This is a genomic window from Bacillus sp. V33-4 (assembly GCF_002860225.1).
Classification (GTDB): domain Bacteria; phylum Bacillota; class Bacilli; order Bacillales; family Cytobacillaceae; genus Bacillus_BJ; species Bacillus_BJ canaveralius.
This window is the reverse complement of record NZ_PGVC01000032.1, coordinates 113,419-128,883: the sequence shown is the minus strand read 5'-3', so window position 1 is coordinate 128,883 and position 15,465 is coordinate 113,419. Positions and strand designations below refer to the sequence as shown.

Annotated in this window: 13 protein-coding genes; 3 read left to right on the top strand and 10 right to left on the bottom strand. The window is 38.0% G+C overall.

The annotated features are described in order from the left end of the window. Nucleotides 1–411: 411 nt before the first annotated feature. On the bottom strand, nt 412–825 hold the full coding sequence (locus CVD23_RS12790) for a hypothetical protein (protein WP_101666234.1): 414 nt from the start codon (nt 823–825) through the stop codon (nt 412–414). 110 nt (nt 826–935) lie between these two features. Beyond that, on the bottom strand, nt 936–2,249 hold the full coding sequence (locus tag CVD23_RS12785) for an MFS transporter (protein ID WP_101666233.1): 1,314 nt from the start codon (nt 2,247–2,249) through the stop codon (nt 936–938). 366 nt (nt 2,250–2,615) lie between these two features. Here CVD23_RS12785 and CVD23_RS12780 point away from each other — a divergent pair, with 366 nt between their 5' ends. Next, on the top strand, nt 2,616–3,263 hold the full coding sequence (locus CVD23_RS12780; RefSeq protein WP_101666232.1) for a GTP pyrophosphokinase: 648 nt from the start codon (nt 2,616–2,618) through the stop codon (nt 3,261–3,263). A gap of 183 nt (nt 3,264–3,446) precedes the next feature. Here the strand turns inward: CVD23_RS12780 and CVD23_RS12775 are convergent, their stop codons facing one another. The 3 genes from CVD23_RS12775 to CVD23_RS12765 form a co-directional block, all read right to left on the bottom strand. After that, on the bottom strand, nt 3,447–4,292 hold the full coding sequence (locus CVD23_RS12775) for a F510_1955 family glycosylhydrolase (RefSeq protein WP_101666231.1): 846 nt from the start codon (nt 4,290–4,292) through the stop codon (nt 3,447–3,449). 306 nt (nt 4,293–4,598) lie between these two features. Continuing rightward, on the bottom strand, nt 4,599–6,536 hold the full coding sequence (locus tag CVD23_RS12770; RefSeq protein WP_257988404.1) for an LTA synthase family protein: 1,938 nt from the start codon (nt 6,534–6,536) through the stop codon (nt 4,599–4,601). 334 nt (nt 6,537–6,870) lie between these two features. Then, the gene (locus CVD23_RS12765; protein ID WP_257988401.1) at nt 6,871–7,683 is read right to left on the bottom strand and encodes a C39 family peptidase; all 813 of its coding nucleotides are present in this window, start codon (nt 7,681–7,683) and stop codon (nt 6,871–6,873) included. Nucleotides 7,684–8,027: 344 nt separating this feature from the next. Between CVD23_RS12765 and CVD23_RS12760 the strand changes: the two genes are divergently transcribed. Together CVD23_RS12760 and CVD23_RS12755 are read left to right on the top strand one after the other, a co-directional pair. Beyond that, nucleotides 8,028–8,327, top strand: coding sequence for an AbrB/MazE/SpoVT family DNA-binding domain-containing protein (locus CVD23_RS12760; RefSeq protein ID WP_101577896.1), 300 nt, complete (start codon nt 8,028–8,030; stop codon nt 8,325–8,327). Nucleotides 8,328–8,609: 282 nt separating this feature from the next. Further along, a complete protein-coding gene (locus CVD23_RS12755) occupies nt 8,610–8,966 on the top strand; it encodes a CC/Se motif family (seleno)protein (protein ID WP_245917466.1) in 357 nt (118 codons plus the stop codon). A gap of 134 nt (nt 8,967–9,100) precedes the next feature. Here the strand turns inward: CVD23_RS12755 and CVD23_RS12750 are convergent, their stop codons facing one another. The 5 genes from CVD23_RS12750 to CVD23_RS12730 all read right to left on the bottom strand — a co-directional run bounded on the left by CVD23_RS12750 (nt 9,101) and on the right by CVD23_RS12730 (nt 15,451). After that, on the bottom strand, nt 9,101–10,489 hold the full coding sequence (locus CVD23_RS12750; protein ID WP_101577894.1) for a sensor histidine kinase: 1,389 nt from the start codon (nt 10,487–10,489) through the stop codon (nt 9,101–9,103). Continuing rightward, nucleotides 10,486–11,157: a response regulator transcription factor gene (locus CVD23_RS12745; RefSeq protein WP_101666228.1), complete on the bottom strand. Its 672-nt coding sequence runs from the start codon at nt 11,155–11,157 to the stop codon at nt 10,486–10,488. The genes CVD23_RS12750 and CVD23_RS12745 overlap by 4 nt, the downstream gene beginning before the upstream one ends. Before the next feature lie 314 nt (nt 11,158–11,471). Continuing rightward, on the bottom strand, nt 11,472–12,755 hold the full coding sequence (locus CVD23_RS12740) for an Nramp family divalent metal transporter (protein ID WP_101666227.1): 1,284 nt from the start codon (nt 12,753–12,755) through the stop codon (nt 11,472–11,474). 200 nt (nt 12,756–12,955) lie between these two features. Continuing rightward, nucleotides 12,956–13,336 carry a cupredoxin domain-containing protein gene (locus tag CVD23_RS12735; RefSeq protein WP_101577958.1) on the bottom strand — a complete coding sequence of 127 codons (381 nt, stop codon included), beginning with the start codon at nt 13,334–13,336 and terminating at the stop codon, nt 12,956–12,958. 15 nt (nt 13,337–13,351) lie between these two features. Continuing rightward, nucleotides 13,352–15,451 carry a copper-translocating P-type ATPase gene (locus tag CVD23_RS12730; RefSeq protein WP_257988398.1) on the bottom strand — a complete coding sequence of 700 codons (2,100 nt, stop codon included), beginning with the start codon at nt 15,449–15,451 and terminating at the stop codon, nt 13,352–13,354. Between the last annotated feature and the right edge of the window lie 14 nt (nt 15,452–15,465).

Here is a 15,465-nt window from a genome sequence, read left to right as displayed (position 1 = left end):
ATGAATCCGCTTACACGTTTTAGGTGGAAATAAATTCCGCCAACAAATGCTTGACTCAAACTTCTATTCACCTCGTTTTTATGTTTTATGGCGACTCAAGTATAATTAAAAAATGTTAAACAAGCCTGAAATCAAACTGAGAATGAAATTAGAAACATATTTTTTAGTTGTACCGGCTGCTATTATAGAATACTGGCGTAAAAGCCACTCTACAGGGGATCTTTCATGGCCGCCATGGCACGGAGTATGCTAGTCTTTTGCAGGACGGTAAAACTAACAATTTGAATACGCTGAACTCGTGGTACGATTGTTACATAGCACCAATTGAATAAGCCATTTACTATAAATATAATTTTGCCGGCACGAGCCCTGTAAGCACAGACGAAAAAGATAGATTTACGATCCCGCCTGTTAATGATGTTGTTGATGCTCCTGCTGCTCTTCGTTCTGCTGAATTGGATTGCTGTCATCAAAAATTTGTGGCAGGGCAGTTAACACGATGATGATCGACAGTATTGAAGAAATCAAATATACCCAAGAAACGGAACGGTGATGATTCCATTTGCGCAAGGCCCCTCGAATCATCCAAACAGAGATAACCAGGGAAAGGAGCATAAACACAATTTTCACCCATGGGGAAAGTGATAATAATCCTGTTCCCAATGTAGTTAATCCCAGTGCGATAAGCAATGTGTGCACCCAATGATGAGATGAAGCAAGGATGGCGACAAGGATTGATCCAATTGCCTTTAGAATACCTCTTCCTTTTTTTAATTGACCTGATGAATGCACAGTTGTCTCCGAGTCTTTTCCATTTTTATTCATAACTATCTCCTCCGACCTTTTAAATGAATCGTTATTTTTACAGATGTTTCATCACAAACATTTTATTCTGAAGTCCTTCAAAATAATCAGCCTATAGAATGTTACTTGATTTAATTGTTTTTTTTTACTGATTTGGGCAAAACAACATTGCTCTCTCTTGGTAACATCTCGGGAACCCCGAGAACAGCAATCCCACTTAACATACCAAGAATTCCTGTGAAACTAAAGAACATCTCATACCCACCAACGTTAAGTATAAGAGGTGCAATGGCCGGGATAATAGTCTGCGGCAAAGTGTTCGCAATATTAAATATACCGAGATCTTTTGCTGCATCTCCCTTGTTAGGGAGTACTCGTGTAAGAATTGCCAAATCTACTGCGAAATAAGTGCCAGAACCAATCCCCATCAAAACCGTGGCAACTAAAAAAATCGGAAAACTTGGAGCAAATCCTTGCAGAATTAGTGAAAATCCCATTAAGATACCTGCTCCGATAACAAATGGCTTTTGCCGTCTTAAGCGGTCGGAAATCATTCCTCCAATAAGACTAAATACAAATACGAGAACGGTCGAAATAACTATTGTTAACATAATTTTATCAGTCAATTCAGCTTTGGAAAAACGAAACCGTTCTATTAGGTATACTGAGTTAAACAAACTAGCTGGTATACAGGAGAAGACCAGAAATCGTGTCACCCAAGCTGAAGCGAAGGCTGGATATTTACGAGGATTTGGAATAATATTCCATAAATTGAACTTTGTCGTCTCATTCTTTACTTTACGTGAATCCAAATATCTTCCTTCACGTATCAAAATTACGGCTATAACAGCGCCAATAACGGCAATAATTGCTAAAATGGCCCACTTTAGCAAATCTGGTTGTGCATTCATTTTATTCAATAGGGCGATCCCGATCAGTGGCGCTATTCCTGGAACAGCACCTACGGTACCTGAAATGGAACCCCGGCGTGATTCCACTATTTGTTCTGCAATCAGGGCATTGTTAGCTAAAAGTTGAAAAGTAAAGGAGGCTTGGGCTAACGCCCATAACAAGGTTATTTGCCATACTTCTGCAACAAGACCTATTCCCAGCAGCGAAGCTCCGCCAAAGATTGCCCCTGCTAATATCCATGTTCTACGTCTCCCAAACTGGAATCGGGTGCGGTCACCAATAGCGCCAGCCACCGGATTAAATATCATAGCAACAAATGCCCCTATTCCTGTCACCATAGCCAAAGCACCTGCCACATTATTTGGGGCAATAGAGGTAAGCTTTAAAGTCAGCAATATGATGATAGGCGGTATAATTGCAATAGTAGCTGCCGCATTTGAGACAACAAGTGCAGGCACAATTCTTTTAAACGGTGTTGCAGGTTGAATAGTTTGCCCAATAGTGCTTATACCCGTTCCTCCTCGTTGAAACAACGAATGTTTTTTTTATCAAAGGGCCTGAGTGACCAAGTGAATAGCCCGGATCCTTGCGCCTGTTTCACCATTTCAACTATATTCGTAAGTCATTTTGCCACATGCATGTTCATGCATATGGACCTGCTTTTTCGCTTCCATCGTTTTACCCCTTTTTTAATTTTAATTGTTTAATAATGTCTTTCTGTTTATATCTTACACACGCCTGCTTAATACTAACTGAGATAAATATGAGAAAAAAATAAGAATTAATTATCTTGAATCTCTTATCCAATTCTTATGTTTGATCCAGAGTTATTTCATTTGTATCAAGTATTCTAAATAATGAGCCACAACTCCTGGTCCTGAAGAAAGGTGTAGTTTTTTATGAAAATTATAAATACAGAAAATGAATGGAACAGTTTTTTACTCCCGTATACATTTGCGATGGCGGAATTGAAAACAAAAATATCAATTATGAATCAGGAAGCAAACCTTTTAAAGGATTACAACCCGATTGAGCATATTAATATTCGTCTAAAGGAACTCGAAAGTATCTTGAACAAGCTGGAACGAAAAAACCTGGAGCCTACCCTCGAAAATGCTGAAAAATACTTGCACGACATTATTGGAATCCGTATTACTTGCTGCTTTGAGGAAGATATATATTACATAGCCAATCTATTAAAAAAAAGAACAGATTTAAAAGTTGTAGAATTGAAGGATTATACTAAAACTCCAAAGCCTAACGGCTATAAGAGTTTGCATGTCATTGTGAAAATCCCTCTTGTTTTGAGTACAAGGCAAAAAGACATTTATGCGGAAATTCAACTCCGCACGCTGGCAATGGACTTTTGGGCTAGTCTGGAACACAAGCTGTATTACAAGCATGAAGGGAATATACCTGATTACTTAAAACATGATTTATATGAGGCAGCGCAGGCAGCAGCAACTGTGGATAAAAGAATGAATATCATCCGTAAAGAGATAAACAACATTCAAGATGGTTATGAGCAGATTTTTCTGCCCTCGTAATTCTTTTTATATTTGATTTGTCAAGCTGAACGATTGACCCAATTAAAATGACAGCTTCGTTGCCGCATCGCCTATAGTATAAAAATTATTTGATTGAACCTTTATGCCGATAGAAGTCTTTGTATGATTCATGAATTTGCTATAAAAAGAAAAAGACTCGGCAAACGCCGAGTTAGAATAGTTTTACTCAATGTTTTTAGCCGAGCCTTGTTTAACAATATATTCCCAGGTTTCTCCATTGTCTTTACTTGCATAAATATTTAATTGGTCTGTAGCAAATGCCAGTTCATCGTTATTTTTAAAGTTATTACTGATAAAAGAAATATTGCCGTCAATGTTTTCCGGCAATTTGTAATTTGTTGTATTGTTATTTAATAGATCCAGCTTCACAATCTCCTGGTTGCTGCCAACAATCATTTCATCACTGGTGGTGAACACCGCAGCTTTCACAGCAGTATCTTGTAGTACTGCCTCAAACGATTCGCCGTAGTTATTAGAAATATACAAACCGTTATCTGTGCCAACCGCCATGACTCCGTCCTTTGAAGGATGGGCAATTATAACAGCAGGAGTACCAGTAACTCCGTTCATTGCCATCTGATTCCAGGAATTTGCCTGATCATTTGAATAGTAAAATCCAGAATTTTCCATTACAGAGTTGACTTCAGGAGTAAATACATAAATATCTTCTGTTTCATAGCCAACGGATAGAGCATGAAAATCAACTTCTCCATGCAGAGCAACCGGTTCGATTGTTTTGCCATTGTCAGTACTTTTGACTATGCCCAACGGATTCTTTAAAGTCGAACCTGGACCAGGATGCCCACTGCTGTAAAAACCATCTTTTGTAGCAGAAAAACCCATATAATCATTTTTCTCAGCATCGGGAATTGACCATTTTCCGTTTGAATATTCCCTAAGCCCATCATGTACCGCCACGATTAACTTTCGGCCATCAGCGGAATAACTCAACCCGTGCAAATCTGGGAAACTTATATTTCCTGTATCATTTTTAGGGATAAATATCACGATAATAAAGGCCCCAACAATAGCTACCAGTAGCCACTCTAAACCAAACTTTTTTTATTTTTTGTCTTTTTGTTTTTGGACATTCCTTTGCCTCCTTTATTAATCGAAACTACCTGACCAACTATAATAGTTAACATAAGTATTAAATATGAGTTTTCACCATACTAATAATAAAAATAAAATATGAATTTTCTATGCAGAAGGAAGAATAACCTTTTCATTAAATTCATAAAGGCCCATCGAATGACGGGCCTTTTAATATTCAACAAGTAGTTTAGAGAGGTTTTTCATACTGCAAGTGATTTCTTACTTGTTTAAATTCTTTGCACTTGAATAATCCAATTTGGCTCGATCAGTCTTCTTTATCCCGTTAAGATTGTGAAAACGAAGCAAATCCCCATAAACGACTTTATCCGACATTTCAAGTTCACTTTTCACAGCCTCAGTGTACTTTTGATATGGGCTTTTATCCTTAACTTCTTGACCGGTTTTATTATCATAGATTGTCCCTTTTACAGATGTGACTTGATCTGCAACATAGTCCCCATTCCTGAAAGCAACAATTCGATCTCTTTCATTAGATAATAAATCAGATCCGAAAGAAATTTGGTGCTTTGTATCAATCCCCAGCAGGTGGAGTATTGTAGGCCTTACATCAATTTCCCCGCCATATGTTTCATTTACAAAGCCCTTTAACCCGGGAGCATAGATAAAGAGAGGTACCCTCTGCAGTTGAGCCTGCTCAAAGTCATTAATTTCCTTGCCAAATAATTTTGTCAGAGCTTCCTTGCGGTTTTCCGAAATCCCATAATGATCTCCATACATAACAACCATCGTGTTTTTATCAAGGCCTGTTGCTCTTAAATCAGTAAAAAATTGCTGTAAAGCTTCATCCAAGTAACGTGCTGTTTGGAAATAACGATCTACTGTAGCATCACCTGTATCTGCAGGAAGAATGGATTGGTCTTCTTCCCGCAATGGATATGGAAAATGATTTGACAATGTTATTAACTTTGCATAAAAAGGTTGTTTCAAACCGGTTAAATATGGGATGGTTTCCTTGAAAAATGGTTTATCTTCCAATCCGTAATTCAGTACATCTTCTTCGAGCATACTGTAATAAGCAGAGTCGTAAAACATATCATATCCTAATGATTTATACATTTCTTCCCGGTTCCAAAACGATTTATCATTTCCATGAAATACCGCGGAATAATACCCGTTAGCTTTTAAAATAGCTGGCAGTCCCTGATACGTATTTTGGGCTTTCAATGTGAAAACTGCTCCCTGGGGCAATGGGTATAGGGAGTTATCTAGCAAGAATTCCGCATCAGAAGTTTTCCCCTGCCCTGTTTGATGGAAAAAGTTATTAAAATAGATCGTATTCGGGTCTTTTGTTAAAGAATTTAAAAAAGGCGTGACTTCTTCACCGCGCAACTTGTATCCAATTAAAAAGTTTTGGAATGATTCCATCGAGATATAAATAACATTCATCCTTTTTGCGGCACCAAAATATTCTTGATTCGGACTTGTATAATTGGCTGTAGTATAATTTTCAACCAATGTAATATCATTGCTATCAGCCATTACTCTTTGTGCTGATGATCTTGAACTTTGAATAATATCATAAATCGTGAAATTATATGCTCCTAAATATTTAACCAGATAATTTCGATCAAAAGTACGCGTCAATAATTGGGGACGATCTATTTCTGCCAGTCCTACGTTAACAGTAAGAATCAACAATCCTGATAAAAAAACAGCCGCTAATGAACGCTTTGACAGTCTTACTACCGGATTAACTTGCTTCATAATAATTATGACTAAAAGTATAAGAGTATCAATAAAATAGAGTATATCAATTGGTCCAAGCAGTGAACCTACACTGCCACTAACCTTTCCAAAATTTTGCGTTTGGAACAGGACAGGAACGGTAATAAAATCATTGAAAAATCGATAATATCCAACATTCGAATACAAAATTAATGATAGAAAAGCATTGATCGCAAAAAGTGCCCATTGTTGTTTTCGCCCTTTGAAAAATAAGGCAATCCCCAGGAACAAAATTGCTGAGCTAATAGGATTTGCAAGCAACAGGAACTGCTGCAGCCCGTTGCTTACACCTAAGTTAAACTCCATTCGATAAACAAAATATGTCTTGAGCCAAAATAAGATTACTGCAAATAAATAAATGCCCAGCTTTTTATTTAGAAGCTGTTTAAAATACGTATATAAAATCACGATATCAACTCCTATTATTTCTAAATGCTCCTGCGAAACAGCAACATGTGAATTTATTAAAAAGATATTGTTAAGGGGGATTAAAAAAATAAGTCATCACCCTAATACTTGGCTCTCAGGTTCTCCAAGCTTAACTTGCTTTAATTGTTCTTAGTTTTTATTTTAAAATAACAAGATTGATAAAATTAATATACTGCAAAACACTGCAAAAAATGTGAGTCTATCTATAAAAAACTATTAAAGAATCTATTATTTGATTTGAAAGATGCTTTAATAACATTTTGTTACATAGCGAAATGAATTAAAATGTTTGTGGTCATATTTTTACACTCATTTTCTATTCAATAGTTTTAGGTAGATAAGATACCGCCTGACTGCCCATTTGCCTCCAGGCATCTAAAAAATCTGTTGTTGTTATCGCCATATTTTTAGTTCCGCTTATAGGATCATTAAAATACACATATTTTTCATCATAGCCCGTTATTAACACCGAGTGTTCTTTATACGTGATCTTCACTTCTCCATTTGGTGTTTGCCACTTTTCAAACGCATTTTCCGGTAATATCTTATAAGTGGTATTTGTGATTACCCAAACTGGAATATCAAGAGAAAGAAATGTTTTTAACTCAATAAAATCTTTTCCTGTGAGATCTACTATTCTCCCAGGCAAAAATTGTTCTGCCAAGTCTTTAATTGGTGTGTGATATACTGCAAAACCGGGGTTGCTATAAGAATACATATCACCGATATAGCCATCATTGGGATCTCCCCAAAAAATTTTATCACGATCTCTTGTTAAAGGTGCAGGATTTTTTTTAACTTTCTGCGCCAATTCCATTTTATCAACGTTTATCCCCGCGTACTGCAAAAGTATGGCAAGACTGGTCACCTCACAGCCTCTTGGCAATTCCGGAAATTGTTTTATGACAGGTGCATTCAATAAAACACTTTGCTTAATCTTAACAATAGGACTTTTATCATTTTCATTGTGAAATGAAGATGCTTCGACAATTTCCAGGCCACTTTCTTCTAACATTAAGTTTAAGACGTTAGAGATACCTCCTTCTTTTTTTAAAATCGTAAATAAATAAAAAGAGAGACTAACTATGATAACCACTAATAGAAGGAGAGTAATTTTAGTTCTATCCAAAGCCAAAAACCTACTTTCATTCTTTAATAAACGGTTTTATTAAAAACTAGGTACATTCATTTCCATAGGAGTTGAAACGCAGATCCACTAAATTTTAATATATCAATAAACTTTAAAGAAATTATGAAGAAAACAATGATCAAACAGGCTATAAATGGAATTTATTACCTTTTAAATAAAAACTATCTGCAAATTTTCTACAAATTTTATTTGTATGATTGTAAAAAGAAAAAATTAAGGCAGCAGGCTTCCCGATTGAAAGTCATTTAGTGACCGTTGGGAGCCCCTATCAGCCGGATGTATAAATGCTAATATAAAAAGAGTAAGGAGTTGAGGAATCGAGAATGTATGTAAGGCGTATATCGAAAAAGGGACAAATCTGTATTCCCAAAAAAATTCAGACGAAGCTCTCTATTTTAGAAGGCGACTATCTTTATATTTATATAAAATATTCAAATATTATTATCGAAAAACACAATGATAATCAAACATTAAACCAATGTGTCATTCGAAATGGACAAATTTCAATTCCTGCTGAAATTAGACGGATATTAGGCATTTCTTATGATACACCTTTAGTTATTGATGCTTCCGGTTTACAAAAAAAAATTATTTTAAAGCCACAAAAGAAGTTGTGTTATTAAAAGTATAGTTATTCATTATAAATGGTGGCGTGATGAATCGTGTATTTTAAATTTTTATTTAAATAGATATTGCATCAATTTATAGTATTACTTCATAATTTCTGCAAAGAAAAATTATAAAATAATAAAGTAGTACGAAAAATAAATAGCCCCCTTCTATTTATTTTGCATAATTATCTTCAGAAAAAAGCGTTCCCATTTGTGAACGCTTTTTTCTTTACAGAGCTTAACAAGCATAAAAAGAAATTTCGGGTTCGTATAAACCATTCATGATTTGTTGACATGCTAAAAACAATTTTTTATATTGTGAATGACTCCTTAACGAAAAATTTAATAGAAAGGGTGAGTAATAAATATATGCATATTGAATTGGATGATAAAGCAAAAGTGTGGATTGAGTCCAAAGGAAAACATCTAACAGTAAAGACAGTAGAGGTAAAAGGCTGTTGTGTTGGAGGTGTGCAAGAGTTGCTTGCTATACCGAAAAAACCAAAGGATATCAATAAATATAATGAATTCAGAGTGGATAATCTTTCTATATTTATTCAAAAAAATATTAACATAAAAGATAGGATTCAATTAAAAATATCCGGGTTTGGTTTTTTAACATCTATCACAGCCAAAGGGTTTCTAGAATAGTTGCAGTAAGAAAAACGAAAGTGCGTTGTCCAACCCCGACAAAAAGCCACGTCCTGTGGCATTGTCGGCACTAGTACACCCTGTACGTTGGAGGGCCGTTCTTAGATAGTCAGCGGAAGCTCTCCATCTCACCCTCATTTTATGACTGAAAAACAAACGATAAACTCCGAACCTTCTCCAGATTGGCTTGTTAAAACCAAGCTGCCATTATGCTCATCAACTATCCATTTTGCGATAGCCAGTCCCAGGCCTGTTCCATCAGGGGTATGTTTTCTAGCAGATGGTGTCCGATAGAACCGCTCAAAGATAAATGGCAGCTCTTCCTTTTCGATACCAATTCCCGTATCTTTGATTTTAATAGTCGCTTGATCGTTTGCTGTTTCCAAGCTAACAAAAACAGATCCTCCTGGATGAGTATACTTGATTGCATTGTCCAGCAGAATAATCAATAACTGTTTAATTGCATCACTACTGCCCCAAATATATAAATCGTCTTCTATGCTTGCTTCCACATTCACTGCTTTTTTCCAAGTTTCCATTTCCTCTATTACCACTGTTATAAGGGAGGATAAATTGATAGTTTCCATATTAAACAATTGACCAGCTTCAGCCCTGGCAAGCGACAATAAATCTGACACTAGCTTTGACATGCGTATAGATTCACTTCGAATATCGTTTAGCATTTCTTCTTTTTCAGCTTCCGGAATATTTTTGATTTTATGTAAAATATCAAGATTACCCCGAATACTTGTTAGTGGTGCCCGAAGTTCATGGGAGGCATCCGATAAAAAACGCTTTTGGTTAGTATATGCTTTCTCAAGGCTATCCAACATCTGGTTGAAAGTCTCAGTTAGTTTTCCTAATTCATCGGCAGGACCGACATGAAGGACGCGCTGTTGAAAATCTTGTGAAGAAGCGATTGCTTTTGCTGTTCTCCCTATTAAATCTACTCTGGATAATGTTTTTTTCGCTAAGAACCATCCAGCAATCGCTGCCAGAAAGATACCAACACCTGTGAAACCAATGACTATCCATTTAAATCGAAGTAAGGAGTTATCAAGTGTTCTCAATGAATAGAGCATTTCAATATACCCGACAACTTCTCCTTTTTGATGAACAGAAGCGGTATGAACGCGAATCCTTACACCATCACTGTCAGTTATAGTTTTAAAGTTAACAGGATCTATAACCTGATTTTCATTCATTATCCGGCGATCCTTAAAGAAAGGGTGGGAATTTGCTTCAATAAGGGCCCCTGTCTTACTTTTCACCATAATTGCAATCTCGCTAATAGAGAGTTCATCAATTGAAACTTGAACCTCTTTAAATGGCGTTCCTTCGCTTAATTGTTGATTAATTTCCTCATGAACGTGCGCCGATATATTCAAAAGCATCCTGTCAATTTCTCTGTAGTGTGACTGTTTGTGCTTAAGGTAGACAACCGAAATGATAACCGCAATGATTGTTCCAAAAATAAAACAGTTCCAGAGCGTTAAGCGTAATCTAATTGGCATAGATTTCATTCCTTCATCACATATCCTGTCCCCCGGACGGTATGGATCAACCTTGATTCATTTTGTTCTTCCAGCTTATGGCGTAAATAGCCTATATATACTTCAAGAACATTAGATTCGCCCTCAAAGTCATAGCCCCAAACCTTTTCCATGATCAAATTGCGTAGTAATACACGTTTAGGATTATGCATAAAAAGAGCCAATAAATTAAACTCCGTTGTTGATAATTCGATTTGACGCTCTTTTCTTGTTGCTGACCGAGAAGCTAAATCAAGCGTTAAATCTGCAAACTGAATAAAATCCTCTGACGAACCGTTGTCCATTCTTCTTAATAAGGCTTTCACACGGGCAGCAAGTTCTTCAAAAGCGAACGGTTTGACCAGATAATCATCAGCCCCGGTCTCAAGCCCTTCAACACGGTCAGAGACAGAATCCCTGGCTGTGACCATAAGAATGGGAATATTGCTATCTTTTCTTATCCTCCGGCATACTTCCAATCCATCAATGCCTGGCATCATGACATCGAGAATGACCAAATCAGGTGACCCCTCCAATATTTGAAGAAGGCCGTCTCTTCCATTATTTGCGGTTTTAACGTCATAGCCTTCAAATGTCAGACCCCTTCTCATCATGGTCGATATATTTTGATCATCGTCAATCACTAAGATTTTCGCCATTTAGCATACCCCCTTATGGTTTATAACTTATCATAAATTAATACACTCGAATAGAGATTTTAATCATCCTTTTTGTCGAATTGATAACATTTTTCGCTTGTTATAAAAAAGCTGGAAAATGTGCAATTTTAGTATGTAAAATCTAAGTCTAGCCAAAAAATGTGCATTTTGTTAGCAAAGTGATTTCTCAAATGTAAAAAGCCGATATTCCCGTGTCAGGGATTATCGGCTTTGACCAGCTAATGTAAGTGGCTTAAATAAACAAGCAACCATTTTATTTTTATATTGCCAAATTGTTATATTAGTAGCTTATCTTAATTAAAATTGGCAAACGTTTGGATCAAGAGAAAGATATTTAAAGTAATTATAACGATGGCTATTGCCCAAGCCATAGCATTCGTTATCTTATGGTTGGCAAGACTGCCCATTATCTTTTTGTTGCTTGTAAATAAAATTAGCGGGATTAACGCAAATGGAATCCCAAACGACAGGATGACTTGACTAATAACAAGGGCAGTTGTTGGATTCACTCCCATCGCAATAATTAAGATAGGTGGAATAACAGTAATTGCTCTTCTTAAATAAAGAGGAATGCGGCGTTTAATGTACCCCTGCATGATAATATCTCCGGACATTGTACCAACTGAAGAACTGGCCAAGCCAGAAGATAATAAACCAATACCGAATAATATAGCTGAAAATGGCCCAACTAATTCCCCAAATTGATTAAACGCCAAATCCAAATCTCGAACATTCAATCCGTTTTTATGAAAAAGGGCAGCGGCAACAATAAGCATACTTGCATTAACCCCACCTGCGATGACCATAGCAATTAAGATGTCGATGAATTCAAATCGAAATATTCTTTTTCGTTCTCCCTCTGTTCTCCCGACAATCCTTTTTTGAGTTAATGCGGAGTGAAGATAAATGGCGTGTGGCATAACAGTTGCACCTAATATACCCGCAGCCAGCATCACACTATCCGCTCCACTAAATTGTGGAGTAAAAAGTCCATTAAATATGGCTCCTGTATCAGGTTGTGAATATAGAACCTGTAATCCAAATGCAATAACGACAATAAACACCATCCCGGTTATCCCGGCCTCCAGAGGACGAACTCCCCGCCGCTGCAATTCAAGTATGGCAAACGAACCTATGGCTGCAATGATAGCAGCTGGTAATAAAGATATTCCAAACAATAAATATAAACCCAGGGCAGCCCCGATAAATTCAGCAAGGTCTGTGGCAATGACAACAAGTTCTCCTTGAATCCAAAGTCCAAATGAAACGGGTTTAGGGAAGTTTTCGCGGGATACTTCGGGAAGATTTTTTCCAGTAGCTATTCCTAATTTAGCAGATAAAGCTTGAATAAGAATGGCCATTAGATTTGATACAAGTACTACCCAAAGCAGCATATACCCATATTGAGAACCAGACGCAATATTTGTGGCAAAATTTCCAGGATCAATATAGGCTACACCTGCTATAAACGCCGGGCCTAAAAACGGCACTAATCTTTTAATGCCTCTAGCTCTTCCTAATAGCGACTGATAGGCCATCTGGTCTAATGTTGTTAAGCTACTACGATTATCGTCCATTTAGGAATCCTCCATTCTGCCAATTATGCTTTAAAAATTTTGATGAGGGTATATATTTTAGTTAGATGAAAAAATGTTTCCTTCGGTAAAATTATATGCTGGAACTATTAAATTTGCAACAAGAACATGGTGAAAAATAAAAAGGATAACCCAAACGACTTCAAGGTCCTTTGAGTTACCCTCTTTTTTTAATATAACTCTTAGTTCTTAACAATAACTTTTCCTCTATACATTCCCATTTGACAAGTAAAGTCATAGATTCCTTCCTTCATGGGCGGCAGGTCAATTGCAATCTTTCTTCCTACAGGAAGCATGGCGCTTTTTTGGAAATCTGGAAAAACAACCATTTCTGAACAAGCCGTTGTTTCTTCCCTGGTAAACTCAAATCTGACCGGCTTTCCAGATTGGACCACGATCCGTGCGGGACTGTATCCATTCTTAACCCTTATCATTGCTTCTTGATAGCCTGAAGAACTTACTTTTGCCAAGCTTCCTCCCTTTTTCGGCCCCCAGAAAAACCAGGCGATAAGCCCAATCAGTAACAAGCCTACTATAGTCACAATCCAATTGGAAGCATCCATCATTAAACAACTCCTTTAACTGAATTTTAGTTTCAGACGTTTTAAACGGTTTGCGTTTAAGATCACTGTTACCGAACTGAATGCCATTGCCGCCGCGGCAAGCAGGGGCGATAGCAATATGCCTGTAAATGGATATAGTAAACCCAGTGCTATTGGAATTCCCACAGTGTTATAAACAAATGCTCCAAACAGGTTCTGATAAACATTCTTCATTGTTGCCCGACTGATCTTGATCGCACTTGCGACACCGTTAAGGCTTCCAGAGATTAAAGTGATATCACTTGCTTCAATCGCTACATCTGTACCCGTTCCAATGGCGACCCCAACGTCAGCCTGTGTAAGAGCCGGAGCATCGTTAATGCCATCACCTACCATTGCAACAGTTTTGCCCTCCCCTTGAAGTTTTCGGACGTTTTCAGCTTTGTCTTGCGGTAAGACATCCGCAAGCACGCGCTTGATACCTACCTGTTTTGCAATCGCCTTGGCGGTGCGTTCGTTGTCACCGGTGATCATAACGACTTCAAGCCCCATTTTTTGCAGTTCCTGGATAGCTGAAAGCGAATCTTCTTTTACTGTATCCGCTACTGCTATAATGCCGCCCGCTTCTCCATTAATAGCCAGAAACATTGGCGTTTTACCTTCATCTGCCAGTACAGCAGCATACTGGTTGAACCCTTCCAGCGCAATACCTTCTTTTTTCATAAGCTTTAGATTGCCGAAATAAATCCTTTGTTTATCGACAAGACCTTCTACCCCGTGACCAGGGATTGCGTTGAATCCTTTTACTTTAGACGGCGTCTGCTGCTTTAGTTCTGCTTCGTCTAAAATCGCTGCAGCCAATGGATGCTCCGATCCCTGTTCAATTGATGCTGCTATTTGCAGAAGTTCTTCTTCTCGATAGCTTCCTAACGGTATAATATCGGTCAGGGATGGTTTTCCTTCAGTGATAGTCCCTGTTTTATCAAGTACGATTGTGTCTAATTTTTGTGCTATTTGCAGTGCTTCCCCGGAACGGATTAAGATCCCATTTTCGGCGCCTTTACCAACACCGGTTGTCAATGACATTGGAGTCGCCATTCCAAGGGCACACGGGCAGGCGATAATTAATGTAGTGACTGCAACAATCAGGGCATACACCCAACCCGGCTGAGGGCCAAAATTAAACCATGTGATATATCCGAAAATGGACGCTATCATTACACCAGGGGTAAAGTAAGCTGAAACCTGGTCAACCACTTTTTGGACCGGAATCCGGGACCCTTGAGCCTGTTTCACCATTTCTACAATATTGGCAAGCGCTGAATCCTTCTGTTCTTTTGTTACCTTGAAGGTAAAGCTCCCTGTTTTGTTCAGGGTTCCCCCAAATACATCACTTCCCGGGGCTTTTTCAACAGGCATAGATTCTCCGGTCAGCATGGATTCGTCGACGGCTGAATTTCCTTCGACAACGATCCCGTCAATAGCAATTTTCTCTCCGGGGCGGACAACAATTATTTCACCAATCTTTACTTCTTCGATCGGTATTTTCAGATCTTTTCCTTCTCTGATAACATTAGCTGTCTTTGGCTGCAGCCCGATTAGTTTTTTAATTGCTTCGGACGATCTCCCCCTCGCTTTAACCTCCATCGCCATTCCCAGAATAACGAGAGCAGTTACAACGGTTGTAACATCATAGTATACTTCCGCCATCTCAGCTTTTGGAAAAAGTTCCGGCCAGAAAAGGGCAACAAATGAATAAAGCCAGGCGGCACTAATTCCAGTGGCAATCAGTGTGTGCATATTGGCGGATCTCTGCTTTAAACCTTCCCACATGCCCGTAAAGAATTGTCCGCCGCTCCAAAACATGACAACTAACGCTAAGATCCCCATAATAAGCCTCGCCCACCATAGCCCATCACTTCCCATCGGCAGCCAATCACGGATACCGGGGAACAAATTAGGGTAGGAAACGAGAATAATTGGAACGGATATAGCAGCAGCAAACCACCACTTTTTCATCAATGAACGGTATTCAATTTCTTCGGATGATTCTTCTTCGTTAGAATGTTTATGATTCAGATGATTGGCAGCCGACATATCCTGTTCGTGTTCAGTGTAAAGCTTATGTGCTTTCATCGTGATTTCTCCTT

Excerpts from the sequence above, each read along its gene's own strand:
- CVD23_RS12750 (WP_101577894.1), bottom strand. The coding sequence starts at position 10,489 with ATGAAATCTATGCCAATTAGATTACGCTTAACGCTCTGGAACTGTTTT.
- CVD23_RS12780 (WP_101666232.1), top strand. The coding sequence starts at position 2,616 with ATGAAAATTATAAATACAGAAAATGAATGGAACAGTTTTTTACTCCCG.
- CVD23_RS12755 (WP_245917466.1), top strand. The coding sequence starts at position 8,610 with ATGCTAAAAACAATTTTTTATATTGTGAATGACTCCTTAACGAAAAAT.
- CVD23_RS12730 (WP_257988398.1), bottom strand. The coding sequence starts at position 15,451 with ATGAAAGCACATAAGCTTTACACTGAACACGAACAGGATATGTCGGCT.
- CVD23_RS12735 (WP_101577958.1), bottom strand. The coding sequence starts at position 13,336 with ATGGATGCTTCCAATTGGATTGTGACTATAGTAGGCTTGTTACTGATT.
- CVD23_RS12790 (WP_101666234.1), bottom strand. The coding sequence starts at position 825 with ATGAATAAAAATGGAAAAGACTCGGAGACAACTGTGCATTCATCAGGT.
- CVD23_RS12740 (WP_101666227.1), bottom strand. The coding sequence starts at position 12,755 with ATGGACGATAATCGTAGTAGCTTAACAACATTAGACCAGATGGCCTAT.
- CVD23_RS12745 (WP_101666228.1), bottom strand. The coding sequence starts at position 11,157 with ATGGCGAAAATCTTAGTGATTGACGATGATCAAAATATATCGACCATG.
- CVD23_RS12760 (WP_101577896.1), top strand. The coding sequence starts at position 8,028 with ATGTATGTAAGGCGTATATCGAAAAAGGGACAAATCTGTATTCCCAAA.